Origin of the sequence: Catenulispora pinisilvae, assembly GCF_015356865.1 — a bacterium.
Taxonomy (GTDB): Bacteria; Actinomycetota; Actinomycetes; order Streptomycetales; family Catenulisporaceae; genus Catenulispora; species Catenulispora pinisilvae.
Map to the genome: position 1 here is coordinate 38,648 of NZ_JAAFZA010000013.1, position 26,843 is coordinate 65,490.

Sequence of the window (26,843 nt, forward strand, 5' to 3'; positions counted from 1 at the left end):
TCGGCTCCCTCGGGGAACTGGCGCGGTTCCATAGGGTGGCCGGGTCAGGGCCCTGCGCCTGCGGTTTGTGAGGTGGTGCGGTCCGTTCCCCACGGTCGCGTCGTCAGCCCCAAGGGGTACAGCACCGGTGTCCGGGAGTAAAGTCCGCGCGCTTGCGGTCGAGCCTGCAAGCTGCGGTTTTGATAGCGCGAACTTGACTCCCGGCCACCGGCACTGTAGGCAAAGCCCTGCCGACGCGACCGAGGGGAACGAACCGAAAACCGACCGGAGAAGTACAAAACTGGTGGTTCGGTACCGGCGGCCCGGCGAGTTCGGCTGCCGGTCCAGGTGCTGACAACGCGGCAGTCCCGAGGGTGCGCGGTCTGAGTTGGCGGGCGCCGGATCGGCCCGGTTCTTGAAGCCTGCTGCGGGCACAGTTGGTCCCGACCGCACCCGGGCATGTTCTCGACCAGCTGCCCACCGGCCCGTCGCCAGAGCCTCACCGGCAGTGGCATCTTTAAGCCTCGTCCACGGGCCCTTCGGTTGCTTTTCTTCCGGTTGGTTTTCGGTTCGTTCCCCTCGGTCGCGTCGGCAGGGCTTTGCCTACAGTGCCGGTTCTCGGGAGTCAAGTTCGCGCTGTACGCGACCGCCACCTCCACGCCTGACCGCAGCGCGCGGACTTTACTCCCGGGGTTCGGCGCTGTACCCCTTGGGGCTGACGACGCGACCGAGGGGAACGAACCGTAGCCACCTCACAAACCGCCGCCGCAGGGCCCTAGCCGGACCACCCTATGGAGCAGCGCCAGTTCCCCGAGGGAGCCGAGAGCCCCCGCCGGAGGCGCCGGCTCTTCACCAGGGCTCTTGACCTTGCCGTTGACTTTGATCTTGCTGTTGACCTTGCTATTGATCTGGCTCTTGCTGGCTCTTGATCTGGCTCTTGTTTCGACTTGCCGGAGTTGAAGAGGCCTGAGGCGGGGCGGGGTCGTGAACGCGTAAACCGGCAGCCGACAAACACACCCGCCGACCCGAACCCCGAACCGGCACAACCATAACCGAAGGCCGTAAAAAGCTTTGAAACCCACACACCAACCGCAACCCGGCTCGCGAACTTCCCGCGTCGAGAACTCGCCCGCGCCGAGCGCTCCACGCCCCAGAAGCCCAAGCCCAAAAGCCGTCAGCCGTCAGCCGTCAGCCGTCAGCCGACAGCCGACGGCCCACAGCCCAAAAGCTGGTAGAGCGTTCTCGCGGCGCCCCTAGTTGCCCAACGCTTCCCGCACCCCAGGCACGACCTCCTCCGCCCACAACGCGGAGGAACGCTCGACCGGCAGGTCGCCGACAGGGAAGTAGGTGAAGCCGCCCGCTCCGTGCTCCGAGACGGCACCGCTCAGCTCCTCCACCCACTGCGATACCGAACCGCCGAGCCAGCGGCCGTCCTGGTCGCGGGTCGTCGCCAGCGGCGTGGGGGTGATGCGTCCGGGCAGGTTGTAGATCGTGGCGATGTCGCGGGGGTCGCGGCTTACGGCCAGGGCGGCCTCGTCCACGATCGGGCGCGACTCGCGGTAGCGGGAGCTGAGCCAGTCGGCGGCGTGGCCGGGGATCCAGCCGTCGGCGTGGCGGCCGGTGACGGCCAACGACTTCGCGCCGACCGAGCCGGTCCAGATCGGCGGCTCGTTGACCGGTGCCGGTTCGATGCGGTCCAGGTGGTAGAACTCGCCCTTGAAGGTGACCGGGGGCCCGCCGCCGGCCAGCGACCTGATCACGGTGAACGCCTCCTCGAAGGCGCGTACCGCTTCGCCCCCGGTCAGCCGCGGAAAGCCCAGGCGCGTGATGTCGTCCCACGATCCGCCGGCGCCCAGTCCCGTCACCACGCGGCCGCCGCTCAGCACGGCCAACGAGGTGACTGCTCGGGCCAGCATCGGTGCGGGGCGGGTCGGCAGGTTGCTGACATTCACCAGCCCGCTGATGCTCCGGGTGCGCCCCAGGGCGACTCCGACCAGCGAGTAGGCGTCGAGCATCTGGCCCACATAGGGGTGGTCGGACACGGAGAAGTGGCCCAGGGCGGCGCGGTCGGCCGCCTCGACGATCTCCATCGTCTGCTCGACGTCCCGCACCGCGTTCGACACGCCGATCCCGTACTGAACCGCGTTTCCGGCCATGACTGTCTCCGTCCCCAGTAGTTCGTGTAACGAACATACTGGTTCGTGGTGCGTACTTCAAGCGCGCGAAAATGGACGCGCCACGCCGTTCGGGGGGTACGGCGTGGCACGTCCAGTCGGCACGCGGCGGGCGCTGCCCGCGTGAATGCCTGAGAGAACAGGCGCCTGACGAGCTGAATCCGTTACACCTCTATGATCACCTGCCATGATCCTCGGCCCGAAGGTCCTCGAAGCCGCGTTGGCCCGGTTCGAGGCGGAGTACATCGACCCGGAGAAGGCGGCGCGCGCCGCGGCCGAGGTCCGGCGCGCCGCCGACGCCGGTGAGTACGCGCGGCTCGACGGCGCCGCCGCTTGTGAGGCCATCACCAAAGTGTTCTTCGATGCTTGCCGGGACAAGCACCTGCGGCTCATCTGGAGCCAGGAGCCCGAGCCGCTGGAGCACGAGGACGAGGAGGCCGGCGCGGCCATGTTCGCCGCGCTGTGCCGCGAGCACAACAACGGCGTGCGCAAGGTCGAGGTGCTGGACGGCGGCATCGGCTACCTCGACCTCACCTTGATCCCGACGGCCGAGATCGGCGGCGCGACCATCGCCGCCGCGATGCGGCTCGTGGCCGGTACCAAGGCGCTCATCGTGGACCTGCGCGGCACCATCGGCGGGTCCACCGACGGTGTGCAGCTGTGGTGCAGCTACCTGATAGCCGACGCCGACACCCTGCTCACCACCTCGCACTCCCGGGTGAAGGGCACGCGCCAGTACTGGTCGCTGGGCCACCTCGATGCCCCGCGCTACCTCGACCGGCCCGTCTATGTGCTGACCGGCGCCCGCACCTTCTCCGGTGGCGAGGACCTGGCCTACACCCTCCAGGGCCTGAAGCGCGCCACGCTGATCGGGGCCACCACCCGTGGCGGTGCCCACCCCACCGATTGGTACCAGCTCACCGAGCATGTGACGGTGACCGTCCCCAACTGCCGGTCGGAGAGCCCGTTCACCGGGACGGACTGGGAGGGCGTCGGTGTCGTGCCCGAGATCGCGGTGGCGGAAGACGAAGCACTCGCCGCGGCGATCGAGCGGGCGCGGTTGTCGATCCGTGCTGATGCCGATCGTCCCTAACTAGTGAGAGGGTCGAAATCCGGCCCGCCACGAAGGGAACACCGATGGCGAAGTACATGCTCCTCATCTACGGCGACGAGCAGCGCTGGGAGACCATGTCCGCGGCGGAGTCGGCGGAGATCGACGCCGGCCACGTCGCCTTCCAGAAGCGCGCCGGCTCCCGGATCCTGGCCTCGGGCCAGCTGGAACCGTCGTCGACGGCCACCACGCTGCGCGGCACCGGCACTGGCACCGGTGACGAACCGGCGGTGACCGACGGCCCGTTCCTGGAGACCAAGGAAGTCCTCGGCGGTTTCTACCTGCTGGAGGCCACCGATCTGGACGAAGTCGTGGCGCTGAGCCGGGAGTTGGCCGAAGTCCGGCACGCCCACTCCGGGGTGGAGATCAAGCCGCTGGTCCACCACGGCTGACTTGGATGGCCGCGATCGGGTCGGACCGGTGACCGAATCCGAGAAGCCCACCGCCCACGGCAGCGCCGACGCCGGCACCTCTGATGCCGACGTCGGCGCTGCCGTCGCGGCCGCCCACCGCGCGCACTGGGCCGCCGTCCTGGCCGCGACCGTCCGCGTGACCCGCGACCTCGACATCGCCGAGGAGTGCGTCCAGGACGCCTACACCCAAGCGCTGCGCGCCTGGCCGTCGGCGGGCATCCCGGAGCACCCCGGCGCGTGGCTCCGGACCGTGGCCGGGAATCGGGCCCGCGACCTGCTGCGCCGGGAGTCGGTGTGGCGGCGGGCGATGCCGCTGCTGGTCGAGGACGCCACCGTCCCGGGCCCGCAGGACGCGGCCGAACCCCCGGCCGTCGCCGACGACACCCTGCGCCTGATCTTCACCTGCTGCCATCCCGCGCTGTCCCGCGAAGCCCGGGTGGCCCTGACCCTGCGCCTGGTCTGCGGCCTGTCGACGGCCGAGGTCGCCCGGGCGTTCCTGGTCCAGGAGAGCACCATGGCCGCGCGCATCACCCGGGCCAAGAAGAAGATCGCCACGGCGCGCATCCCCTACCGGGTGCCGACCGCCGCCGACCTGCCCGAGCGGGTCTCGACGGTCTGTGACGTCGTCCACCTGGTCTTCACCACCGGCAGCAACGCCCCGGTCGGTGCGGCGCTGATCCGCGAAGACCTGGTCGCCTCCGCGATCGGGCTGGCCCGCACCCTGCACCGGCTGCTGCCGGTCGCCGAACCCGCCGGCCTGCTGGCCTTGCTGCTCCTGATCGACGCCCGCCGCTCCACTCGTACCGCCGACGACGGGCAGCCGATCCTGCTGGCGGACCAGGACCGTTCCCGCTGGGACCGGCCGCTGATCGCCGAGGGCGCCGACCTGCTGACCGAGGCGCTGCGCGGCGGTCCGCCGACCCGCTACGCGGTCCAGGCCGCGATCGCCGCCGTCCACGCGGAGGCCCCCGATTTCCAGGCCACCGACTGGTCCGAGATCGTCGCCCTCTACGACGTCCTGCTGCGTCTGTGGCCCTCGCCGGTCGTCGAGCTCAATCGGGCGGTGGCCATCGGCATGCGGGACGGAGCGCGGGCGGGCCTCGTCGCGCTCGACGAGCTGGCTGCCGAGCCCGCTCTGGCGACGTACCGCTATCTCAGTGCGGCGCGCGCCGACTTCCTCAGGAGGCTGAAACAGTGGCCGCAAGCCATTACGGCGTATGAGGAAGCTCTACTGCTCACCGACAACGAGCCCGAGCGGGCCTTCCTCGCCGCGCGCCTGGCCGAGGTCCGGCGCGCGGCGCGTTCGTAAGGCGTGAGACCTACGGCCTTCGCTACTCCAGAGCGGCGAAAATGCCCGGCTCGTAAGAACCACCCAGCATGTTCGGGATCAGCGACATCCGGTTGGTCGCGTTCATCATGGCGATCAGGCAGATCAGTGTGCCGAGCTGGTCGTCGTCGAACTGCGCGCGGGCCGCGTCCCAGGTGGCGTCGGACACCACTTCGCCGGGGGCGGTGATCCGGGTTCCCTCCTCGGCCAGGGCCAGGGCGGCGCGCTCGGTCTCGGTGAACACCGTGCTGTGCCGCCAGGTCGCGACCAGGTTCAGGCGCAGCGGCGTCTCGCCGGCCGCCGCGGCCTCCTTGGTGTGGATGTCCACGCACCAGCCGCAGCCGTTGATCTGGCTGATCCGGAGCGAGACCAGGTCCTGGAGCGGCTTGGGCAGCGGCGACTTCTCCATCACCTGGGAGGTGGCGTAGAAGCGTTTGGCCAGCTTGGCGGCGGTCGGGCTGTCGAAAAGGTTGAATCGGGTTTCCATGGACACCAGACGCCCGCCGGTCCGGGCCCGTGACGATCAGCGGGTGTGACGTGCATCACTGAAGGGGGCGCGTCACAAAAGCGCGGTCCGCGATGTCTGGTGTGAAAGCACTCGTGAGCGAACAGGTAGGTGCCATCCATGGTTGAACGAACGACGGGCCAGTCCGCGACCGAGATCTTCGTCGCCCACCGGAACCTGCTGTTCACGGTCGCCTACGAAATGCTCGGTTCGGCGGCCGACGCCGAGGACGTGTTGCAGGAGACCTGGCTGCGCTGGACCACGGTGGACCTGGACACGGTCCGGGAACCTCGGGCCTACCTGGTGCGGATCACCACCCGCCAGGCCCTGACCCAGCTGCGCAAGCTGGGGCGGCGCAAGGAGTCCTACGTCGGGCCGTGGCTGCCCGAGCCGCTGCTGACCACGCCGGACGTGGCCGAGGACGTGGAACTGGCGGACAGCGTCTCGATGGCGATGCTGCTGGTGATGGAGACGTTGACGCCCGCTGAGCGCGCGGTGTTCGTGCTGCGCGAGGTGTTCAGCCTGGAGTACGAGGAGATCGCCGAGGCGGTGGACAAGACCCCGGCCGCGGTCCGGCAGATCGCGCACCGGGCCCGCAACCATGTCGGGGCGCGCCGGCCGCGCGGCATCACCTCGCAGGCCGAGGCCCGCGGCGCCACTGAGGCGTTCCAGAAGGCGGTGACGACCGGCGACCTGCAGGGCCTGTTCGATCTGCTCGCCCCGGACGTGGTCTTCATCGGCGACGGCGGCGGGGTCGTGCAGGCCACGCCGCAGCCGCTCCACGGCGCCGACGTGGTGTCCCGGTTCCTGGCCGAGGGCCTGTCCCACCTGCCGGGCTTCGTGGCGATGGAGACAGCCTCCGTCAACGGCGGGCTGGCGGTGATCATGCGGGCCGGCGACACGGTCGACACGATCGTGACCATGCAGACCGAGAACGGGTTGATCACCGGGATCTACGTGATCCGCAATCCGGAGAAGCTGTCGTGGGTCCAGGAGGAGATCGCGATGGCGCGCTGACCGCCGCGGCCTGACGCCTGGCAGACTGCGCCGCATGGGACCTCACGACCGCGGCGCCGCCCCGGATCCGGGCCTGGCGGCGACCTCGGATCTGAACACCCTGCTGCTCCAGGGCGAGAACATGATCGAGCAACTGGGCGCGGCGCACGCCAAGGCCTGGGGTCTGGGCTCGGCCGGCCGGTGGGACCTGGACCAGCAGACCGGGATCATCACGTGGAGGTTCCCGGACAAGACCGCGACCGCTCCGGCGCAGATCCTCGGCAGCTTCAACGCGGAGGCCGAATCGTGGCTGTGGGCCTGGGCGAACGACAGCATCCTGCCGGGGATGAGCCGGGACGCGCGGGCGGTGCGGGAGTGGGGCGAGGCGTACGGCCACCGGGCGCTGACCGAGCCCAAGGTGCACGGTGACGCCAGCACCGCCGGCGCACTGGTCGCGGTGGCGGTGCGGATCACGCGGGCGACCGGCTACTACCGGGGCGGCGACGGCGGCGCCATCCCGATCATCACCTTCGGCCCGGTGACGCTGACCGCGCACGACGGCACTACCCGGACGGTGACCGTCGAGGTCGGCTGACGGCTTGGTCGATCCAGTCGGCCACGGCCTGTTCGGCCAGCCGGGCCCGCTCCGCCGCCGGGGCCTTCTTGATCAGAGTACTGACACGCTGGGCCTGCTCGGTGGTCGGCAGCGAGCCGATCAGCAGCAGCGGCAGAACCAGTCGGCGGGCCAGGAGTTCGCCCTCTGATGTGACCCGCGGGCGCCGCACGACCGAGACGTTGACCCGGACGGCGTGCTCGTTGCCCGGCTGGGCACCAGGCCGGTCCGTTTCGATGGCGGCGTAACGGAATCCGTGCGCGAGATCGCAGGCCGAACACCCGACCGGCCCGCGGCTCAGCCGCTCACCGCACTCGTCACAGGTCAGTCGGTCGTATGCGGCGTCGACGATCCGCCAGTCGTGCCGGTCGGGTTCGGCGACGACCAGCTCGGCCAGCGTTCTCTCCGGGACTTCGTCGGGGTGCCAGCTTTGGAGGAACGCGGACCACTCGTCCTCGATGATGCCGTCCACCAAGGCGCTACAGGCGTCACACACCGACGCGCCGCTGTACTCGTAGCCGCCGCACTCCGCACAGCGCAGCAGGGGTGCGCTGACTGCGGGTCTGGTCATGGACCGCAGCATATTCGCTGGCCACGCCGGATCCGCCGGCATTACGATCGCGCAGTCATCCGGGATCCGCCCACTGGCGATTCCGGCCGCTGCGTCGAGGACGGGCCGTTGTACACCAGCTGAGACGTTCATCGCGTCGATAGGCACGCCACCCCCTGATGGGTCCTCGACCGCACAGCGCTTCCACGCTACCGGTTCAGTTCCGCGTGCCCTTCGGCAGGTCATCGACCTGCGACCGCCCGTTGCCGGGCACCCGTGGGTCGAGCCGGCGCCGCACCCCTTTTCCGGGGTGCCGTGCCGACGTCTCAACGAGATCTCACAGCAGATCGGCCTTCCTGGTGCACGAAAACACCTTCCTCGTGCGCGCCGCCACGCGCTGGCGCGTCCGCCCGACCGACTTCCCGACCATCCGGCGCCGCTGCCGGGCCTGCCCCTCGATGGAGTTCCGGACCCAAGGACGGTTCCGGGTCAACGCGAACCACAAGCTGCTCGACATCTGGCTGCTGGCGCTGTGCGCGCAGTGCGGCGAGACGACAAAGCTGACGGTGCTGGAGCGGGCACACGTCCGCACCATCGATCCGGCGATGCTCAGCGGCTTCCACGAGAACGATCCCGCGCTCGCGGCGCGGCTGCTCACCGATCCGCTGGTGGCCCGCCGCAACGACATGGCGCTGGACTGGACCGACGCGTGGACGCTGGAGATGGATCCCGTGGAGCTGCCGAAGGCCGACATCCTCGATGTCGGCGTGCACTTCACGCACCGCATCCCGCTCCGGGTGACGACGCTCATCGCGACCGGGTTGGAACTGTCGGGATCCGAGGTCGCCAGGCTGATCGCGGCGGGCGGGATCTCCTCCGGGGACAAGCTGACCGGCCGCCGGTCCGGCGACTTCGGTTTCGTGGTCCGCTGGTAGCTGGTGAGCGCGAGGGTCGTGGCTCGATCGGAGATCCCGATCGGGCCACGACCTGTCACAGGGCCCTGATCGGCCCTAGTCCACCAGCTCCAGCACGGTCCCGGCGCCGACGGTCCGGCCGCCCTCGCGGATGGCGAACCCGAGGCCGGGCTCCATCGCGACGCCGTGGCCGAGCTCGACGGTCATCGTGACCCGGTCGCCGGGCAGCGCGATGCCGCCGGTCCCCAGGTCCACCGAGCCGACCACGTCCGTGGTGCGGAAGTGGAACTGCGGCCGGTAGCCGGCGCCGAAGCCGGTGTGCCGGCCGCCCTCGGCGGAGGACAGCACATACACCTCGGCGCGGAACCGGCGGTGCGGCTGGATGCTCTGCGGGGCGGCCAGGACCTGACCGCGCCGGATCTGCTCCCGGCGCACCCCGCGCAGCAACAGCGCCGCGTTGTCCCCGGCCTGCGCGGCCTCCATCGTCCGGCCGAAGGTCTCGATGCCGGTGACCACGGCGGTGAACGCCTCGCCGTACCCGGACACCTCCACCTGCGAGCCCAGGGTCAGGCTGCCGCGCTCGACCGCGCCGGTGACGACCGTGCCGCGACCGGTGATGGTCAGCACGTTCTCCACCGGCATCAGGAACGGGGACTCCAGGTCGCGGACCGGGTCCGGGACCGTGGTGTCCACCGCGGCCAGCAGGTCGAGGATCCGCCGCGTCCACAGCGGGTCGCCCTCCAGCGCGCGCAGCCCGGAGACCCGGACCACGGCCGCCTCCTGGCCGGGGAAGCCCTGTGCGGTCAGCAGGTCCCTGATCTCCAGCTCCACCAGGTCCAGCAGCTCCCCGTCGTCGACCAGGTCGGCCTTGTTCAGCGCGACGACCACGTGCGGGACCCCGACCTGCCGGGCCAGCAGGATGTGCTCCCGGGTCTGCGGCATCGCTCCGTCCTGCGCCGAGACGACCAGGATCGCGCCGTCGACCTGGGCCGCACCGGTGATCATGTTCTTGATGTAGTCGGCGTGGCCGGGCATGTCGACGTGCGCATAGTGCCGCAGGTCGGTCTCGTACTCGACGTGCGCGATGTTGATGGTGATGCCGCGACTGATCTCCTCCGGAGCCCGGTCGATCCGGTCGAAGGCGACGTAGCGGTTGGCACTGCCGGCGCCGGTGGAGCGCTCGGCCAGGACCTTGGTGATCGCCGCGGTCAGGGTGGTCTTGCCGTGGTCGACGTGGCCCATCGTGCCGATGTTCAGATGCGGCTTGGTGCGCGTGAACTGCTGCTTGGACATGCTCAGATCCCTGAAGCTGACGCGGGCGCGCGGCATCGGCGCGGTCCCGCTGAGGGGTCGGCTGATCGACGGCCCGGACGCGCGTCAGCCGCGACGCGCGGGCCGGAGAACCGGTAGGGGAGCCACCCTCCCCGTTCGGTTCCCGCCGGAGGCGGGGAGGGTCAGCTTCGGACGCCGGCGAATGCGGCGGCGATTGCGGCTGCGGCCGCGGTTGCGGCTGCGCAGGCCGCTGCGAAGGCCGCGACGACGGCAGCCGGCACCGGCAGGGCGAGGCCTGCGGTGCTCGGCGCGAAGGTCGTCGGGGACATGCGTTCATGATGGACGCGGATGCGACGGTTGTATAAGGGTTTTCCGCCTCAGACGAGCGCGGCGACCAGCGTCGCGAAGGCGGCGACGAGGACGGCGACCCGGATGTAGTGGAAGCGGTTCCACCGGTTCAGCTGCTCCTTCCAGTCCGCGGGCCGGGTCTCGGGGGTCCACGTCTTGTTCCGGTTGTTGATCGGGACCAGCAGCAGCATCGACATGATGACGCTGACCAGCAGCAGCGCGGCGGCGGTGACGACCAGGCCGGTGCCGTGGTGGTGCCATCTCGCGGCCGCCCAGACCACCATGAGCACGAGCGAGCCGATGTACCAGAACGGCATCAGGGCGCCGAGCATCCGGCCTCCGTGGGCGTGGCCGATCTGGCCGTTGTCGCCGGGGAGCGCGTCGAGGATCCGGCTGAGGATGAAGGCGACGGCGAACTCCACCCCCACCATCACGCCGAAGGCCACCGTGGTGAATATCTGGAGTGCGTGGAACATGGGAGCCTCCCGCTTTTCTAGCGTTGCTAGCTGATGAGGCAACGCTAGTACTGCTGACGCTCGATTGTCTAGCGGTGCTAGGATCGAGTCATGTCGGTCCAGGAACGCAAGCAGCGCGAACGAGCGGAGCGTGAACGCCTCATCGTGGCGACGGCCCGCGAACTCGCCGAGAAGCAGGGCTGGGACGCGGTCACCACCCGCCGCCTCGCCGAGCGCATCGAGTACAGCCAGCCCGTCCTCTACAGCCACTTCCGCGGCAAGCGCGAGATCATCGGCGCGGTCGCCCTCGACGGCGCCACCGAGATGGCCGAGGCGGTGCGGGCCGCGACCTCCGCCGCGGACGGACCGCGGGCCCGGGTCAGCGCCCTGGCCCGCGCCTACCTCGACTTCGCCGAACGCAATCCGGCGGTCTACGAGGCCTTGTTCGACCTCGACGGCGGCCTGGCCTTCGCGCGCGAGGACACCCCGGCACCGCTCAAGGACGCCTTCGCCGCGCTGCTGGAAACCCTCGGCGAGGTCGCCGGGGACGGCGTCGAGCCGGGACTGTTCACCGAGGTGTTCTGGGCGGCCCTGCACGGCTTGGCCACCCTGACCCGGGCCCAACGGCTGCTGCCGGAGCTGGCCGAGCGCAGAGTGGAGCTACTGGTGGACCGGCTCGCCGTGGTCTGACACGGTATCGGCGGCGGTATCGGCGTCGGTGTCGGCGCGAATCCGTCCGCCGCCCCGCCCCGAGGTCGGCCCCAGCCTTAACAGGTTGAGCCGGTTCACGTCGGCGCCGACGGGTGATGACCGCGAGTTCACACGCGCCTCTTAGGTTCATCGGCTTACAGTGGGGTCCATGACCCGAGCCGCGGCGGATGTCTCCGACGGGAAGACAGCGAAGCCGGAGACCCACACGGCGCTGGTGCGCCGCGCCCGCAGGATCTACCGCGAGCTCGGCGAGGTCTACCCCTACGCCAAGGCCGAGCTGGACGCCGAGAACCCGTTCCAGCTGTTGGTCGCGGTCATCTTGTCGGCCCAGTCCACGGACGTGGGCGTCAACAAGGTGACCCCGGCGCTGTTCCGGAAGTACCCGACCCCGGCCGACCTGGCCGAGGCGGATCCGGAGGAGCTGGAGACGATGATCAAGACCACCGGCTTCTTCCACAACAAGGCCAAGTCCCTGCTGGGCATGTCCAAGGCCCTGGTGGAGGACTTCGACGGCCGGGTCCCGCGCAAGCTGGAGCAGATGGTCACCCTGCCCGGCGTCGGCCGCAAGACCGCCAACGTCGTGCTCGGCAACGCGATCGATCCGGAGACGGGCAAGCCGTTCGGCGTCCCGGGCATCACGGTCGACACGCACTTCGGGCGCCTGGTGCGCCGGTTCGGCTGGACCGACCTGGAGGACCCGGTCAAGGTCGAGCACGCCATCGGGGAGCTGTTCCCGCGCAAGGACTGGACGGTCCTGTCGCACCGCCTGATCTACCACGGCCGGCGGGTCTGCCACGCCAAGAAGCCGGCGTGCGGGGCCTGCCCGATCGCCAACCTGTGCCCCAGCCGCGGGATCGGGGAGCAGGACCCGGTGAAGGCGGCCGCTTTGCTCAAGTACAAACCGGGGGAAGGCGGTCTGCCGCTGTGAGCGTTGCCCATGACATGGGAATCCAGATAGCCGATTCGTTGCCCGAGTGGTTGCTCCCGCTGGCCCGGGCCGCCGAAAGCGGGACCGGGCTGGGCCCGCGCTTCAAGCGGCCCGCGGACTTGGCCGGGGAGCCCCGGCGCTCCGCGGTGCTGATCCTGTTCGGCGAGGACCCGGTGCACGGACCCGACGTGTTGTTCGTCGAGCGTTCCAAGACCCTGCGGAACCATCCCGGGCAGCCGGCCTTCCCCGGCGGCGCGGTCGATCCCGGCGAGGGGCCGGTGGCCACCGCGCTGCGCGAGGCCAACGAGGAGACCGATCTGGATCCGGCCGGGGTGCAGGTCTTCGGGATCCTGCCGGACCAGTACGTCTTCCCTTCGGACTTCCTGGTGACCCCGGTGTTGGGCTGGTGGCGTACCCCCAGCCCGGTCCGGGTACGGGACGCGCGGGAGGTCGCCTCGGTGTGCCGGATCGCGGTGCGGGACCTGGTCGACCCGGCCAACCGGATGCTGGTCGGCAGCCCTTCGGGGAACTCCAGCCCGGCCTTCGACGCCGGGCCCTTGCTGATCTGGGGCTTCACCGCCGCGCTCCTGGACGGGGTGCTGCGGGCCGGCGGCTGGGAGCGGCCGTGGGATAGGGAGCGGTTCGAACCGCTGCCGCAGGAGGTGCTGGCGCTGGCGTTCCGCGACCGCGGCGCGCCGGGGGGAGAAGATAAGTAGATGGACATCCTCGACATCCTGCTGCTGCTCGTCGTGGCGGCGTTCGCGGTCTCCGGGTATCGGCAGGGTTTCGTCGTGGGAGTGGTCTCCTTCGCCGGCTTCATCGGCGGCCTGACGCTGGGCTTCGTGCTGGTCCCGACCTTCCTGGACCGCTCCTCCAGCAGTCTGCTGGCCTCGGTGATCGCGCTGTGCGCGGTGCTGGCGCTGGCGGTGGTCGGGCAGGTGCTCGGCTCGATGCTGGGCGCCAAGCTGCGCGAGGCCATCACCTGGCAGCCCGCGCAGCTGGTGGACGCGGTCAGCGGCTCGGTGGTGTCGGTGATCGCGGTGCTGATGGTGGCCTGGTTCCTGGGGCTGGCGCTGTTCACGTCCTCGGTGCCGACCATCAGCGACCAGGTGCGCTCCTCCAGCATCCTCAAGGGCATGACACAGGTGCTGCCGCAGGGCGCCAACCAGTGGTTCAACGGGTTCTCCAACATCCTGAACCGCAACGGCTTCCCGCAGGTGTTCGCGCCCTTCCAGGCCGAGGACCCGGCGAACGTCCCGGCCCCGGACCAGGCGCTGCTGCACAGCCCGGTGGTCGGCGCCGACCGGGCCTCGATCGTGAAGATCCGCGGCCAGGCGCCGTCCTGCGGCAAGGACATCGAGGGCTCCGGGTTCGTCTACGCCCCGGGCAAGGTGATGACCAACGCGCACGTGGTCGGCGGCACCCGCTCGCTGGTGGTGCGGCAGTCCGACAACCGGCAGTACGCGGCGACCGTGGTGCTGTTCGACCCCAAGCGGGACATCGCCGTGCTGGACGTGCCCGGCCTGAAGGCGCCGCAGCTGAACTTCGATGTGTCCGGCAAGGCCAACGACGACGCGCTGGTGGTCGGCTACCCGGAGGACGGCCCGTTCACCGTCGACGCCGCGCGCATCCGCGAGCAGATCACGGCCACCGGCGCCGACATCTACTCCAACGGCAACGTCCGGCGCCAGGTGTTCTCGCTCTACGCACAGGTGCAGCAGGGCAACTCCGGCGGCCCGCTGCTGTCCAGCGACGGCCGGGTGCTCGGCGTGGTCTTCGCCAAGTCGCTGGAGGACAAGAACACCGGCTACGCGCTGACCGCCTCGGAGGTCTCCTCCGACGCCTCGGCCGGCGCCGCCACCGACACTCCGGTCAACACCCAGGCCTGCGCGATCTGAGCCCTCGCCGCCGTTCGGGCGGACGAGGGCACTTCGGCCCGCGGCTGCCCGGGCGGACAAGTCGATCTCAGACTTCTGCCGCCCCGAGGTCCGTCGCGCCTTCCTGATACGTTCATCGCCAGAACCGGAACAGACAACCAGGGGGCGGATCGGGCATGCTCGGGCACTCACACGCGACCAGCGGCGGACTGGCCTGGGCGGCGGCCGCCTCGGCGCTGCCGATGAGCGTCCTGGCCTATCCGGCGATGCACGGCTCGACCGCCCACATCCAGCCCAAGGACCTGCTCTTCGGGACCTTCATCACGGCCGGGGCGGCGCTGCTGCCGGACATCGACCACCCGAACGGCACCATCGCGCACTCGGTCGGGCCGATCACCCACAACCTGTGCAAGGGTGTTTCGAAGATCAGCGGCGGGCACCGGCACGCCACGCACTCGCTGGCGTTCGTCGCCGCCGTCACCTACGGCACCTGGGCCGGTGAGAAGTACCTCGGCCGCTACTTCACCCTCGGCCTGGTGTTCTTCATGCTGGTGCTGGCCGTGCGCGCGCTGAACCTGTGCCCGTCGGGGGAGAAGCTGGAGGCCTACGGGCCCTGCATCCTGCTGGCCGGCGGCGGCACGGTCCTGATGGACCGCTGGATAGTCAGCGCGCCGAGCTGGCTGCCGTTTGCCATAGGACTGGGAGCCCTGACCCACCTGGCCGGCGACTGCCTCACCGACCACGGCTGCCGGCTGTTCTGGCCGTTCACGCTGCGGACCGGGATACCGCTGATCCAGCGCACCGGGAACAAGATGGAGACCTGGTTCCTGGCGCCGGTGATGGCGGTCGGTTGCGCGGTGCTGCTCTACATAAAGACGGCTTCGAAGCCTTAGCCAGCCGGCGATCCAGTACCGGCTATCGATTGCTGGCTGTCGCCATCGGCTGTCAGCTCTTCAGCCAGTCGAGCAGTTCATTCGTGAAACGCATCGGCGCCTCCTCGTGCGGGAAGTGGCCGATGCCCTCCAGCAGCCGCCAGCGGTAGGCGGCGGTGACGTAGCGCCCCGAGCCGCGGGCGACGTGCGGTAGCAGGGCGTTGTCGAGTTCGCCCTGCATGTGCAGCACCGGAACCCGCACCTCGGTGCGCATTCGCTGCGCGAACCGCATCCCGTCCGGGCGGACCAGGGACCTGATGAGCCAGCGGTAGTACTCCAGCGAGGAGTGCGCGGCGCCGGGCACGAGCATCGCGTCGCGGTAGCGCTGCGCCACGTCCAGCTCCGGCCACCCGGTCGCGCCCCACTCCGCGAGCAGCTGCTCGACCAGCATCGCCGCGTCGCGGGTCAGGGCCTTCTCCGGGGCCCACGGCCGCTGCGCGGACCACATGAAGCGGGCCGCGGAGATCTGCTTGGGGTCGCTCAGCAGGCTCTGGCGCAGCCGGCGCGGATGGGCCGAACCGGTGACCGCCAGGCGGTTCACCGCGGCCGGCCGGAAGACCGCCGCGGTCCAGCCGATGAAGGCGCCCCATTCGTGGCCGACGAGCGTGGCGTTGGACTGGCCCAGCGCCCGGATCACCCCGGTGACGTCCATGGTCAGGGTCAGCGGGTCGTAGCCGCGCGGGGTCTTGTCGCTGCCGCCGTAGCCGCGCAGGTCCATCGCCACGGCGCGGTAGCCGGCCTCGGCGACCGCCGGGAGCTGGTGCCGCCAGGACCACCAGAATTCCGGGAAGCCGTGCAGGAACAGCACCAGCGGCCCCTCGCCCATCTCGGCGACGTGGAAGCGGGCGCCGTTCGCGGAGATGTCGCGGTGCGTCCACGGCCCGGCCAGGCGGATCGGATCGGAATCCTGCATGGGTTCAGCCTCCCACGCGGTGCGGGTTCTAAGTTGCCTCGTCCGCCGGTGCGTACGGGTGGCCGGAGGGCAGGGCCGGCCGGCCCGGTCGGTGGGCCTGGTCGGTGGGCCGGGCGGAAATCGGCTCGCTCAGACGGGGCGGCGATGTTGCCATGGAGTATGAGCTCCAATGCTGCGGCCTACCCGGTTCGTCCCATCACCAAGGGCGAGACCGAGGACTTCCACGCGCAACTCAACTTCGCCTTCCACGAGGAACCGCCGGAGGAAATGCAGGACCTGTGGCTGCGCCTGGTGTCCCGGGAGCGGACGGTCGCCGCGTTCGACGGCGACGAACTGGTCGGCACCGGGGGCGACATCCCCTTCGAGCTGACGGTGCCCGGCGGGGTCACGGTGCCGACGGCCGGCGTCACGATGATCACCGTGAAGGCCACCCACCGCCGGCGCGGCATCCTGACCGCGCTGCTGCGGCACCAGATGACCGGCTGGCACGAGCGCGGCGACGCGGCGGTCGCGACCCTGTTCGCCTCCGAGCCCGCGATCTACGGCCGTTTCGGCTACGGGCTGGGCACGCATGCGCTCGCGCTCACCATCCCGCGGGGCGGCGAAGGGCTGTCGGCGGTGCCCGGCAGCGACGGGTTCCAGATGCGGATGCTGGACCCGCGCAAGGCGTACGACCGCTGCCAGGCGGTGTTCGACGCGGTCCGGCTGGGCCGTCCGGGCATGGTCTCCCGCATCGGCAAGGGCTGGGGCGACGTGGCGACGCTCGACAACGAGTTCACCCGGGACGACGCCGGCCCGCTGCGCTGCGTGGTCGCCGAGGACGCCGCGGGCCAGGTGGCCGGCTACGCCCGGTACCAGGTCGAGGCCGACTTCGACAATCCGGCGCGGCCTGACGGCAAGGTGCGGGTCCGGGAGGTCCACGGCCGCGACCTCGCCTCCTACATCGCCGTGTGGCGCTTCCTGACCGACATCGACCTGACCCTCGAAATCCACGCCGAGGTGCCGACCGACGACCCGCTGATGTTCCTGCTCGCCGATCCCCGGCAGTCGGTGCCGCGGGTCGAGGACGTGTTGTATGTGCGGCTCGTGGACGTGGACCGGGCACTCGCCGGGCGGCGCTACGCGGCGCCGGTGGATGTGGTGTTCGAGCTCGCGGACCCGTTCTGTCCGTGGAACACCGGCCGATGGCGGTTGAGCGGCGACGCCGGCGGCGCGGTGTGCACGCGGACCACGGAACCGGCCGATCTGGTGCTCGGGCCGCGCGAACTCGGCACGGCCTACCTCGGTGGCCTCTCGCTCAGCGCGCTGGGCCGGGCCGGGCGGGTCGAGGAGCTGCGGCCGGGCGCGCTGGCGGCGGCGTCGCGGGCGTTTGTGAGCGAGGTCGCGCCGTTCGCGCCCTTCGAATTCTGATCGGTATGTTGGCCGCTATGAGCGACATTACCGAGAAGGATTACAACGGCGTACTCCTGCGGCGGCACCCGGCATCGGGCAACGGCGTGGTCGCGGAGATCGTGCTGAACCGGGTCGGGGCGATGAACGCGATCTCCACCGGGATGGCCGCGGCGATCCGGGACGTCGCGCCGGAGCTGGCCGAGGACCCGACGGTCCGCGCGGTGGTGGTGTCCTCGGCGCCGCCCGCGGTCGAGGGGAAGAACCACGCGTTCTGCGTCGGTGTGGACCTGAAGGAACGCAACGAGATGAGCGATGCCGAACTGGTCGCCACCCGCCCGGCGTTCCGCCGCACCTGGGGCGCCTTCGGCTCGCTCCCGATGCCGGTCATCGCCGCGGTCTCCGGCTACGCCCTGGGCGGCGGCTGCGAGCTGGCCCTGGGCTGCGACCTCATCGTGGCCGACGACGGCGCGGTGTTCGGCCTGCCCGAGGTCTCGGTCGGCGTGATCCCCGGCGGCGGCGGCACCCAGACCCTGGTCCGCCGGGTCGGCATGAACCGCGCCGCCGACCTGATCTTCACCGCCCGCCGGATCGACGCCGACGAGGCCGACCGCTTCGGCATGGTCGACCGGCGGGTCCCGGGCACGTCGACGGCGCGCGCGGCGGCCCTGGAGCTGGCGCAGCAGATCGCGAAGAACTCGCCGATCGGCGTGCGCAACGCCAAGCACGCCCTGAAGACCGGTGCCGACCTGCCGCTGGCCGCCGGGTTGGACGTGGAGGACGGCGCGTGGCGGGCCACGGCGTTCTCGGCGGACCGGGCCGAGGGCGTGCGGGCGTTCGTGGAGAAGCGCTCTGCGGTCTGGCCATAGCGAACGGTGCGGGTGTTCGGCGGAGTTATCCAGATCACGGGTCTCGCGGTGGCTCAGGGTTAGTCGCGGGGCCCGGCGCTTGCTAGCGTCTTGGACGACGGCGTTGTCCGCCGTCCACAACGTGTGCAGCGAAGCCGGTGAGAGTCCGGCGCTGTCCCGCAACTGTGAGCTCCCCGGCGGGGAGCAAGCCAGGTCGCCTCACGCGCTGTGCCAAGGTTCGGCCCTCGCGGTTCGGGGCGGTCCGGCTGTGCGTAACCACGGTCACCCGGGCCGACGCGCGCCGTGCGGGCCGCGGATCAGCCGGAGGAGCTGACCTCGTGCATTCTCGTCCGCACCCCACCCTGACCCGGCGGATCGCCGTCGGTGTCGTCGCGGTCTCGGCGCTGGCGGCCGCCGGCTGTTCGTCCTCGAAGTCGACGCCCGCCGGGTCCGGGTCCTCGACCACCCCGGCCACGTCCAGCAGTGCCAGCGCGGCGGCCTTCCCGACCACCGTCACCGCCAAGAACGGTCCGGTGAAGCTGGCGGCCGCGCCCAAGAAGATCGTCTCGCTGTCGCCTTCGGCCACCGAGGACCTGTTCCAGATCGGCGCCGGCTCCCAGGTGATCGCCGTCGACGACCAGTCGGACTACCCGGCCGACGCGCCGAAGACGACGCTGTCCGGCTACAAGCCGAACGCCGAGGCGATCGCCAAGTACAACCCGGACCTGGTCGTGGTCGCCGACGACAGCTCGCAGATCGTGGAGCAGCTGGGCAAGCTGAACGTGCCGGTCCTGTGGTTCGACGCCGCGAACAACCTCGACGACGCCTACAACCAGATCACCGAACTCGGCACCGCCACCGGCCACGCGGCCCAGGCCGCGACCGAGGTCGGCACCATGAAGCAGCAGATCGACGCGGCGATCGCCGGCACCAAGAAGCCGGCCAGCCCGCTCAAGTACTACTACGAGGTCGGCACCCCGGGGAACTACAGCGCCACCTCCAAGACCTTCATCGGCTCGATCTTCGCCCAGTTCGGCCTCACCAACATCGCCGACCCGGCGGACAAGACCGGCGGCGGCTACCCCCAGCTCTCCGACGAGTACCTGGTCACCTCGGCCCCGGACCTGATCTTCCTGGCCGACACCAAGTGCTGCCAGCAGAGCGCGGCCACCGTCGCCGCCCGCCCCGGCTGGTCGGCGATCCCCGCGGTCAAGAACGCGGCCAAGGGCACCGTGGTCGGCCTCGACGACGACATCGCCTCCCGCTGGGGGCCGCGCCTGGTGCAGCTGGTGCAGCAGATCTCGAAGGCCGTGAACCAGGCCCAGGGCTGAGCCACGACGATGGGGCGCGGAGCGGAACGTGGCACCGGCCCGGGCGCGGGCGGCGATGTCACGCGCCCGGGCGCCGGTCCGTTGGCGGTGGCGGGTGCGAGTGCGGGCGGACCTGCCGAGGTGAATGGCTCGGCGCCGATGCCCGAAACCGGTTCGGCGAGTACCACCGAGGTCGATGCCTCGGCACCGGGGCCGGTGCCCGACTCGGCTGCGGCCGGCGAGCTGGGCGGCGATCTGTCTGCGAATCCTGATCGTTCAGCGATCGATGACCCGGCCACCACCAGTGCCGCCTCCCCTCGCCGGCTAACCCGTCGCCCGGCCCGCCCCACCATCGCGCTCCTGGCCGCGACCGCGGTCCTCCTGCTCGCGGTGCTCGTCTCCAGCCTCGGCGGCGCCGCGGGTCTGCCCGTGCTCGGTACCACCGAGGCGTTGCTCGACAAGCTCCCCTTCGTCGACATCCACACCGGGCTCGGGCCGGTGCAGCTGAGTGTGCTCAATGAGATCCGGCTGCCGCGCGTGGTGTTGGCGACGCTGGTCGGTGCGCTGCTCGCGCAGGCCGGGGCCGCGTATCAGGGAGTGTTCCGCAATCCGTTGTCCGACTCCGGGACGATCGGCGCTTCGGCCGGTGCCGGTATGGCCGCGACGCTCGTCATCGTCTACGGCGGCGGGCCGGAGCACACCGTGGCGGGCATCGGCGCGGTGCCGCTGGCTGCCTTCGTCGGGGCGCTCGGCGGGGTGCTGGCCAGCTACGTGCTCGGCACGCTCGTGGGGCGCGGTGGCACCGCCTCGCTGATCCTCGCCGGCGTCGCGGTCAGTTCGTTCGTGGGGGCGGTGCAGACCTTCGTCATGCAGCGCAGCACCGCGGATGTGCGGCAGGTGTACTCGTGGCTGTTCGGGAGCTTCGCCGCGTCCGACTGGTCCCTGGTGCGGCTGGCCCTGCCCTACGCCGTCATCAGCGTCCTGATCGTCAGTGTGCACGCCCGGCACCTGGACGTCCTGGCTCTCGGTGACGACGAGGCGGCCACGCTCGGCCTGCACCCGGTGCGCACCCGCCTGATCGTCCTGGCGGCGGCCTCGCTGGCCACCGCCACAGCCGTCGCGGTGAGCGGCATCATCGGCTTCGTCGGCCTGGTGGTGCCGCACGTCGTGCGGCGCGTCGCGGGCCCGGGCCACCGGCTGCTGCTGCCGATGAGCCTGCTGGTGGGCGGTGCGTTCCTGGTGCTGGCCGACCTGCTGGCCCGCACCGCGCTGGCCCCGGCCGAGCTGCCGATCGGCGTGGTCACCTCGTTCGTCGGCGCGCCGTTCTTCCTGGTCATCCTGCGCGCGACCCGGGAGCGCGACCGGTGAGCGCGGTCAAGGCCGCCGGGGCGTGGGTGAGGCTGGACCGCAAGCCGATCCTGCGCGGCGTGGACCTGACCGTGGCCGCCGGCTCGTGGCACGCGGTCCTCGGTCCGAACGGCGCGGGGAAGTCCACGCTGCTCAAGGCGGTCGTCGGCATCCTGCCCTACCAAGGCGAGATCCAGGTCGGCGGCGAGGCGGTCGCGAAGCTGGCCGCGAAGGCCCGGGCCCGGTTGATCGCCTACGTCCCGCAGCAGCCGCAGCTCCCCGCCGACATGACCGTCGCCGAGTACGTCCTGCTCGGCCGCACCCCGCACCTGGGGTACCTCGGCGTCGAGTCCCGCACCGACCGCGCGGTCGCGGACGGCGCGCTGGAGCGCCTGGACCTCGCCGGGTTCGCCGGCCGCCGGCTCGGCGCGATGTCCGGCGGCGAACGCCAGCGCGTGGTCCTGGCCCGGGCCCTGGCCCAGCAGGCAGGCGTGCTGTTGCTGGACGAGCCGACCACCGCGCTGGACCTGGGACACCAGCAACAGGTCCTGGATCTGGTCGACGAACTCCGTTCCACCGAGGGCCTGACCGTCATCAGTACCCTGCACGACCTCAGCCTCGCCGCGCAGTATGCCGACGACCTCACCTTGCTGGTCGACGGCGCGGTCGTCGCCCGCGGCACGGCCCGCGAAGTCCTTACCGAGCAACGGATCGCCGAGCACTACGGAGCCCGCGTGCGGGTCTTCGACGACGGCGCCGGGCGCCCCGTCATCCACCTGGTCCGCGATGGCCGACTGGTCCGCGAAAGCCGATCTGGCTAAGGCGAATAAGCAACCTGAGGAACGTCATAGCAGTTCGTGTCCATATCGGGCACCCGGGTCACCCAGCCGCCCTGCCCGCCGTTCGCAGAGTCCTGCCACTGCGCGACGTCGAAGCACGCGTGCGTCGTTCCGGTCGGTGCCTTCACATCGAACTGCGCCGGCGTGATGATCCCGTGCGCGTCATAAGGCTTCCCGGAGTTCATGAACTTCTCGACGCACACCCGCGTCACATCCGCCCCGCACGAAGCCACCGCGTCGGTGAGCCACTGCGCCGAAGCCCAGCCGTCGATCTCCCACTCCGACAGCTTCCCCTGCCGATCCGGGAAGTACTTCGCCATCGCGTCCCGGAACGCCTTCACCGCCGGGTTCGACGTGTCCTCGTAGTTGGCGTCGGAGGAGTTCGCGTACAACAGATTCCGGCACTTCGGCGCGTCCTTGTAGGTCGTGGCGACCGTGGCGTCCCAACTCTGCACGGTCGTGAACTTCGCCTTGATCGGCACCCCGGCGTCCTCGATCGCCTTGCACAGCCGGGCGTTCCCGTCGGTGTCGATGGTGTCGAAGACGACGTCCACGCCCTTGTTCTTCATGTCCAGCGCCGCGGAATCGAAGTCGGCCAACGCAATGTCCAGCTGCTCCGGGACGACCGTGAAGCCCTCCTTGCGCAACGCCTCGGCTTCGTAGGAGGCGTACCGCGCCGAGTCGGCCTGGTTGTACGACACGAGCCCGGCGACGTGCGCGCCCAACACGGTCTTCGCATAGTGCTCGGCCTCAGTGGACGAATACAGCTTCCCCTGCCAGCCGATGCTCTTGCCGTCGCGCGGATAGTCGCTGCCGTATATCGAGTACAGGTGTGGGTACTGGTCGTACGCGTTGCTGATGGGCTCGCCGCCGATGTCCGGCACGTCCTTGGCCGAGACGTAGGACGCGCCGTCGTACTGGAAGATCGAGTTCCCGGCGAACGCGAACACCTTGTCCTGGTCGATCAGCGTGTGCGCGCAGGACACGTCGGTCCCGCCGACACCTTGGTCGTCGCATGTGACGAAGCTGATCTGCCGGCCGTTGATCCCGCCGGCGGCGTTCAGCGCCTTGAAGAACGCCTGCGCGCCGTACATCGGGCCGGAGAAGGTGTCCGGGCCGAGCAGCGAGTCCACCGAATCGATCATCCCGATCTTGATCGAGGCCGGGGTGACGCCGATATCGCTGGCCGGGTTCGCCGAGGCGGCAGCGGTCGAGCCTGCGCCCGGGGCCGCGGGGTTCTGGGAGGTGAAGGCCGAATCCGGCAACCGGGTGCCGCACGCCGCGGATCCGAGCAGCGTCAGACCCGCTCCGAGCACGAAGATCCGCCGCATCGGCCCTCCCGCGAGGTGGTACCGGCATGGAACCGCGTGTGTCAGGACCCGATATCCCTACCGGACCCGGGAAGAGCCTAGCCCGCCTCAGGGATCCACGCTCGTGGTCCCGGCACTGGTCCCGCTGCTGTCCACGCCGCCGCTCCCGGTCGTCACCGAGACCGCCGGCGGGGGCTGGCCGCCGCCGCCAGGGAGCACCACGGTGCCGCTGGAGTGCGCGACCGCCGCGATCCCGGCGACCATGCCGAAGCCCGCGACGCACAACGCCCCGGCCGCCAGGCCGGTGCGCACCCGCTGGCGGTGCCGGATGCGATCGCCGAGGACCTCCACGGTCGCGATCACGTCGTCCAGGTCCGGCAGCCCGGGTTCCCCGGCGGCGAAGGCGGTCCCGATCAGACCGCGCATCGCGTCCTCGCCCGCGGACGCGTCCACCGCGTTCATCCGTGTCCTCCCTTCGCCGACTCCGTGCCCATCGCTCAGACCGCCTGGTGTACAGACGAGTCGAGAAGTCCTTTGAGTTTCGCCAACGCCCGCGCGGTGTCCGACTTCACAGTGTTGGCCTTCATCCCGAGTGCCTCGGCTGTCGCCTCCACACTCAAATCGTCCCAGAACCGCAGCGCCACGACCGCCCTCTGTCGTGGCGAGAGCTGCTTGAGCGCCGCCATCAGCGCCAGCCGGGTCTCGATCTCCGGTTCCTCGACGCCGGAGTCGGGCACCTCGGCGATGGCGACCTCGTGGTTGCGGCGCTTGCGCGACTCGTCGATATACGTGCGCACCAGGACCTGGCGCGCGTAGGAGTCGACGGCCTCCACCGCGCGTACCCGAGACCAGGCCACGAACAGCTTGGCGAGGGTCTGTTGGGTCAGATCCTGCGCCTGGTGCCAGTCCCCGCACAGCAGATAGGCGGTTCGCCGCAGGGCGCCCTGGCGGGCGCTGACGAACTCCCGGAAATCGTCTGTTCCCGACCGCATCCTTAATCAGTGGCCTTCACAAGTGTCGGCAGCGTACTGGGACTGCTAAGTGCCTGGACTGCTCAGGTGGTGCTGGGCCGTGCCGGTGGCGCTGATCAGACAGAAGAGAACGCTAGGCGGCGGGCCGTCAGTTGCCCACGAGCGAGGCGGTCAGCAGGCCGAGCACCGCCGTGGCGGCGTCGGCCGCCGGGCCGGTGTCCGGACCGGTTTCCAAGTCGTAATACCCGGCGTCGTCCTTGGCATACCCGCGAGTGTAGGTGAGCACGACGTACCGGCCGCGGCGCTGTGCCACGACGGCGATCGTCGTCCCGCTGCCGGTGTCCGTGTAGACGAAGACGCCCTGCGAGTTGTCCCAGGACGGCGCGACCTCGCCGATGCCGCCGCCGACGACGGGCTTCTTGTCCGCGGGCCCGCCACAGTTGGCCGCGCTCGGGTCGATCGTCCCCATGGCGCCCACGGCGGTCTGGGCGGCGTCCGCGCTCTGATAGGCGATCGCCGTGCTGACCACCCAGTGCGCGGGGTTGCCGTCGCCGGCCGGGGTGGAGTTCGACCCCGACGGACTCGACGTCGAGGACGAGCCCTTGTGGCTGGAGCTGTGGCCGGACGTGGGGGCCGAAGGCGTCGGCGGCGCCGTCGGCGTCCCGGCCGCGCCGCCGGAGAGCTGGTCGGCCCGGAAGTAGGTGGTGACCGGCTGGAGCGTGGTCTGCTTGGTGTCGATGATGTTCTTCGTGCAGGCCCACGCCTGCTTGAGCAGAATCTTGGACGGGTCGGCGTCGGTCCACGTGGACCAGCTGCTGTCGGTGGCGAACGAGCTGTCCAGCTCCTGCGGGGTGAGCTGTAGCGAGTTCAGGACCTGGACGTCGTTCTCGTTGGCATTGGCGTTGGCGTCCGCCTGGGACTGCGACGCCGCCGCGTTCGCCGCCGCGGATCCGCTCCCCGAGGAGGAACCGGAGCACGCTGTCATCGAGACCGCGGCTAGCACCGAGGCCGCGCCCGCGGCGGCGCAGCGCGAAAACCGCCGAGATATCCGCATGTCGCGGTGCCTCCCCAGACGAGTACTGATGTTCCAACTGATGTTCCAGCTGCTCAAGTTCTCGGCACTCTACACTGCGGACTTTCACGTTGAAGAGGCGTTCCAGGGCAGGTCTACAACACTGTGACCTCAAGGTCACCGGCGGCATACGCGCGGCGCACTTCTTTCTTGTCGAACTTGCCCACCGAGGTCTTCGGGACCGTCTCGAGAAAGGTCCAACGCTCGGGAAGCTGCCATTTCGGGATCAGTCCCGACAGATACTCGCGGAGTTCGCCCGGCGTGGCCTCAGCGCCCTCGCGCAGCACCACCGCGGCCAGCGGGCGTTCCTGCCAGCGCGGGTCCGGGACGCCGACCACGGTCGCCTCGGCGACGGCCGGGTGCGCCATCAGGTGGTTCTCCAGCTCCACCGAGGAGATCCACTCGCCGCCTGACTTGATGACGTCCTTCTCCCGGTCGGTCAGCGTCAGGTAGCCGTCCGGGGTGATGGTGCCGACGTCGCCGGTGCGCAGCCAGCCGTCGTGGAACCGCTCGGGGTCCTCGTCCAGGTAGTAGGCGCCGGTGATCCAGGGCCCGCGGACCTCCAGCTCGCCGACCGCCTCGCCGTCGTTGGGCACGATGGCGCCGTCCGGGCCGGCCAGCCGGGCCTGCACCCCGGCCGGGAAGCGGCCCTGGGTCACGCGGTAGGACCAGGCCCGCTCGCCCTCGGCGCCGGCCGGCGGCTGCGAGACGCTGCCCAGCGGCGAGGTCTCGGTCATCCCCCAGGCGTGGATGATGCGCATGTCGTAGCGCTCTTCGAAGGCGCTCATCAGGGCCGGCGGCACCGCCGAGCCGCCGACCACCGCGCGCTTGAGCGTCGGGATCTTCTCGCCGGTGGCGTCCAGGTGGTTCAGCAGGTCGCTCCAGATCGTCGGCACCGCGCCGGCGAAGTCCGCCCCGGACTCGTGGATCGCCCGCACCAGCGCCGGGGCCTGCATGAACCGGTCCGGCATGACCAGGCTCGCGCCGCTCATCAGCGCCGCGTAGGGGATGCCCCAGGCCATCGCGTGGAACATCGGGACGATGGTCAGGACCCGGTTGGCCTCGTTCAGCTGGAACGACTGCGGCATCGTGACCTGCATCGAGTGCAGGTAGATCGAGCGGTGGCTGTAGACGACGCCCTTGGGGTTGCCGGTGGTGCCGGAGGTGTAGCACATCGCGGCGGCGTCGGTCTCGGCGAAGTCCGGCCAGTCATAGCTCGTGGGTTTCCCGGCCAGGAGTTCCTCGTAGTGGTGGATCTGCTTGCCGGCCGGCGCCAGCGGCGCGGTGTCGCCGGCGCCGACGACCACCACGTGCTCGACCGTCTCGAACCCCGGCAGCACCCGGGCCAGCAGCGGGATCAGACTGCCGTCGACCAGCACCACCTTGTCCTCGGCGTGGTTGGCGATGTACGTGATCTGATCCGGGTACAAGCGGATGTTCAGCGTGTGGAGCACGGCGCCCATGGACGGGACGGCGAAGTACGCCTCCAGGTGCTCCTGGTTGTTCCACATGAACGTGGCCACCCGCTGGTCGCCGCGGATCCCCAGATCGTCGTGCAGCGCGTGCGCGAGCTGCGCGGACCGGGCGCCGACCTCGGCGAACGTGCCGGTGCGCAGCCCGTCGGCGGTGACGGTGTGCACCTTGGAGGCGGAGTAGGCGGTCGAGGCGAACCGCAGGAGCGTCGGGATGCCTAGCGGGGTCTCCTGCATGGTCGAGCGCATCGCTGGCTTCCAGAGGGA

The 26,843-nt window shown here is 70.4% G+C and carries 28 protein-coding genes and 1 riboswitch; of the genes, 16 read left to right on the forward strand and 12 right to left on the reverse strand.

Annotated elements, in window-relative coordinates:
- Nucleotides 1–1,232: 1,232 nt before the first annotated feature.
- Nucleotides 1,233–2,135: an LLM class flavin-dependent oxidoreductase gene (locus IZR01_RS06270; protein ID WP_194923237.1), complete on the reverse strand. Its 903-nt coding sequence runs from the start codon at nt 2,133–2,135 to the stop codon at nt 1,233–1,235.
- A 205-nt stretch (nt 2,136–2,340) separates the two neighbouring features.
- On the opposite strand from IZR01_RS06270, the gene IZR01_RS06275 reads away from it, so the two are divergent.
- The 3 genes from IZR01_RS06275 to IZR01_RS06285 are packed head-to-tail and all read left to right on the forward strand — an operon-like array spanning nt 2,341 to nt 4,986.
- Nucleotides 2,341–3,246: a S41 family peptidase gene (locus IZR01_RS06275; RefSeq protein WP_194923238.1), complete on the forward strand. Its 906-nt coding sequence runs from the start codon at nt 2,341–2,343 to the stop codon at nt 3,244–3,246.
- 44 nt (nt 3,247–3,290) lie between these two features.
- On the forward strand, nt 3,291–3,656 hold the full coding sequence (locus IZR01_RS06280; RefSeq protein ID WP_194923239.1) for a YciI family protein: 366 nt from the start codon (nt 3,291–3,293) through the stop codon (nt 3,654–3,656).
- Between the two features lie 28 nt (nt 3,657–3,684).
- On the forward strand, nt 3,685–4,986 hold the full coding sequence (locus IZR01_RS06285) for an RNA polymerase sigma factor (RefSeq protein ID WP_194923240.1): 1,302 nt from the start codon (nt 3,685–3,687) through the stop codon (nt 4,984–4,986).
- A gap of 22 nt (nt 4,987–5,008) precedes the next feature.
- Here the strand turns inward: IZR01_RS06285 and IZR01_RS06290 are convergent, their stop codons facing one another.
- Nucleotides 5,009–5,491, reverse strand: coding sequence for a carboxymuconolactone decarboxylase family protein (locus tag IZR01_RS06290; protein WP_194923241.1), 483 nt, complete (start codon nt 5,489–5,491; stop codon nt 5,009–5,011).
- A gap of 138 nt (nt 5,492–5,629) precedes the next feature.
- Between IZR01_RS06290 and IZR01_RS06295 the strand changes: the two genes are divergently transcribed.
- Complete coding sequence (locus IZR01_RS06295; RefSeq protein ID WP_194923242.1) at nt 5,630–6,526, forward strand: RNA polymerase sigma-70 factor; 897 nt, start codon at nt 5,630–5,632, stop codon at nt 6,524–6,526.
- A 34-nt stretch (nt 6,527–6,560) separates the two neighbouring features.
- Entirely contained in the window at nt 6,561–7,100 is a 540-nt protein-coding gene (locus IZR01_RS06300; protein WP_228554214.1) for a DUF6882 domain-containing protein, read from the forward strand.
- Here IZR01_RS06300 and IZR01_RS06305 read toward each other — a convergent pair.
- Nucleotides 7,069–7,689, reverse strand: coding sequence for a hypothetical protein (locus IZR01_RS06305; protein ID WP_228558967.1), 621 nt, complete (start codon nt 7,687–7,689; stop codon nt 7,069–7,071). The genes IZR01_RS06300 and IZR01_RS06305 overlap by 32 nt on opposite strands.
- 338 nt (nt 7,690–8,027) lie before the next feature.
- On the opposite strand from IZR01_RS06305, the gene IZR01_RS06310 reads away from it, so the two are divergent.
- Nucleotides 8,028–8,603, forward strand: a complete 576-nt coding sequence (locus IZR01_RS06310) for a DUF1062 domain-containing protein (RefSeq protein WP_323746207.1) — start codon at nt 8,028–8,030, stop codon at nt 8,601–8,603.
- Between the two features lie 75 nt (nt 8,604–8,678).
- On the opposite strand, the gene tuf is transcribed toward IZR01_RS06310, so the two are convergent.
- The 3 genes from tuf to IZR01_RS06325 all read right to left on the reverse strand — a co-directional run bounded on the left by tuf (nt 8,679) and on the right by IZR01_RS06325 (nt 10,678).
- On the reverse strand, nt 8,679–9,875 hold the full coding sequence (gene tuf, locus IZR01_RS06315) for an elongation factor Tu (protein WP_194892970.1): 1,197 nt from the start codon (nt 9,873–9,875) through the stop codon (nt 8,679–8,681).
- Between the two features lie 161 nt (nt 9,876–10,036).
- On the reverse strand, nt 10,037–10,183 hold the full coding sequence (locus IZR01_RS06320; protein WP_194892969.1) for a hypothetical protein: 147 nt from the start codon (nt 10,181–10,183) through the stop codon (nt 10,037–10,039).
- A gap of 48 nt (nt 10,184–10,231) precedes the next feature.
- Entirely contained in the window at nt 10,232–10,678 is a 447-nt protein-coding gene (locus IZR01_RS06325; RefSeq protein ID WP_194892968.1) for an anthrone oxygenase family protein, read from the reverse strand.
- 90 nt (nt 10,679–10,768) lie between these two features.
- On the opposite strand from IZR01_RS06325, the gene IZR01_RS06330 reads away from it, so the two are divergent.
- From IZR01_RS06330 to IZR01_RS06350, 5 genes are all read left to right on the forward strand, one after another.
- Nucleotides 10,769–11,347, forward strand: coding sequence for a TetR/AcrR family transcriptional regulator (locus IZR01_RS06330; protein WP_194892967.1), 579 nt, complete (start codon nt 10,769–10,771; stop codon nt 11,345–11,347).
- A gap of 169 nt (nt 11,348–11,516) precedes the next feature.
- Nucleotides 11,517–12,296 carry an endonuclease III gene (gene nth, locus IZR01_RS06335; RefSeq protein WP_194892966.1) on the forward strand — a complete coding sequence of 260 codons (780 nt, stop codon included), beginning with the start codon at nt 11,517–11,519 and terminating at the stop codon, nt 12,294–12,296.
- A 14-nt stretch (nt 12,297–12,310) separates the two neighbouring features.
- Nucleotides 12,311–13,012, forward strand: coding sequence for an NUDIX hydrolase (locus IZR01_RS06340; RefSeq protein WP_194892965.1), 702 nt, complete (start codon nt 12,311–12,313; stop codon nt 13,010–13,012).
- On the forward strand, nt 13,013–14,194 hold the full coding sequence (locus IZR01_RS06345) for a MarP family serine protease (protein ID WP_194923243.1): 1,182 nt from the start codon (nt 13,013–13,015) through the stop codon (nt 14,192–14,194).
- A gap of 155 nt (nt 14,195–14,349) precedes the next feature.
- A complete protein-coding gene (locus IZR01_RS06350) occupies nt 14,350–15,066 on the forward strand; it encodes a metal-dependent hydrolase (RefSeq protein WP_194892963.1) in 717 nt (238 codons plus the stop codon).
- Between the two features lie 52 nt (nt 15,067–15,118).
- On the opposite strand, the gene IZR01_RS06355 is transcribed toward IZR01_RS06350, so the two are convergent.
- Nucleotides 15,119–16,018 carry an alpha/beta fold hydrolase gene (locus IZR01_RS06355; RefSeq protein ID WP_194923244.1) on the reverse strand — a complete coding sequence of 300 codons (900 nt, stop codon included), beginning with the start codon at nt 16,016–16,018 and terminating at the stop codon, nt 15,119–15,121.
- 159 nt (nt 16,019–16,177) lie between these two features.
- On the opposite strand from IZR01_RS06355, the gene IZR01_RS06360 reads away from it, so the two are divergent.
- From IZR01_RS06360 to IZR01_RS06380, 5 genes are all read left to right on the forward strand, one after another.
- Nucleotides 16,178–17,428 carry a GNAT family N-acetyltransferase gene (locus IZR01_RS06360; RefSeq protein WP_194923245.1) on the forward strand — a complete coding sequence of 417 codons (1,251 nt, stop codon included), beginning with the start codon at nt 16,178–16,180 and terminating at the stop codon, nt 17,426–17,428.
- Between the two features lie 17 nt (nt 17,429–17,445).
- On the forward strand, nt 17,446–18,276 hold the full coding sequence (locus tag IZR01_RS06365; RefSeq protein ID WP_194923246.1) for an enoyl-CoA hydratase/isomerase family protein: 831 nt from the start codon (nt 17,446–17,448) through the stop codon (nt 18,274–18,276).
- A 133-nt stretch (nt 18,277–18,409) separates the two neighbouring features.
- Nucleotides 18,410–18,469: riboswitch (cobalamin riboswitch) on the forward strand.
- Between the two features lie 124 nt (nt 18,470–18,593).
- On the forward strand, nt 18,594–19,586 hold the full coding sequence (locus IZR01_RS06370) for an ABC transporter substrate-binding protein (protein ID WP_194923247.1): 993 nt from the start codon (nt 18,594–18,596) through the stop codon (nt 19,584–19,586).
- A gap of 138 nt (nt 19,587–19,724) precedes the next feature.
- Entirely contained in the window at nt 19,725–20,933 is a 1,209-nt protein-coding gene (locus IZR01_RS06375) for a FecCD family ABC transporter permease (protein ID WP_194923248.1), read from the forward strand.
- Entirely contained in the window at nt 20,930–21,733 is an 804-nt protein-coding gene (locus IZR01_RS06380) for an ABC transporter ATP-binding protein (RefSeq protein ID WP_194923249.1), read from the forward strand. The genes IZR01_RS06375 and IZR01_RS06380 overlap by 4 nt, the downstream gene beginning before the upstream one ends.
- Here IZR01_RS06380 and IZR01_RS06385 read toward each other — a convergent pair.
- From IZR01_RS06385 to IZR01_RS06405, 5 genes are all read right to left on the reverse strand, one after another.
- Nucleotides 21,730–23,082 carry an ABC transporter substrate-binding protein gene (locus IZR01_RS06385; RefSeq protein ID WP_194923250.1) on the reverse strand — a complete coding sequence of 451 codons (1,353 nt, stop codon included), beginning with the start codon at nt 23,080–23,082 and terminating at the stop codon, nt 21,730–21,732. The two genes, IZR01_RS06380 and IZR01_RS06385, sit on opposite strands and share 4 nt — an antisense overlap.
- 87 nt (nt 23,083–23,169) lie before the next feature.
- Nucleotides 23,170–23,523: a hypothetical protein gene (locus tag IZR01_RS06390; protein ID WP_194892956.1), complete on the reverse strand. Its 354-nt coding sequence runs from the start codon at nt 23,521–23,523 to the stop codon at nt 23,170–23,172.
- Nucleotides 23,524–23,558: 35 nt separating this feature from the next.
- Entirely contained in the window at nt 23,559–24,053 is a 495-nt protein-coding gene (locus tag IZR01_RS06395) for a SigE family RNA polymerase sigma factor (protein ID WP_194892955.1), read from the reverse strand.
- A gap of 127 nt (nt 24,054–24,180) precedes the next feature.
- The gene (locus tag IZR01_RS06400; protein WP_194892954.1) at nt 24,181–25,086 is read right to left on the reverse strand and encodes a hypothetical protein; all 906 of its coding nucleotides are present in this window, start codon (nt 25,084–25,086) and stop codon (nt 24,181–24,183) included.
- A gap of 113 nt (nt 25,087–25,199) precedes the next feature.
- A complete protein-coding gene (locus IZR01_RS06405; RefSeq protein WP_194892953.1) occupies nt 25,200–26,825 on the reverse strand; it encodes a long-chain fatty acid--CoA ligase in 1,626 nt (541 codons plus the stop codon).
- Between the last annotated feature and the right edge of the window lie 18 nt (nt 26,826–26,843).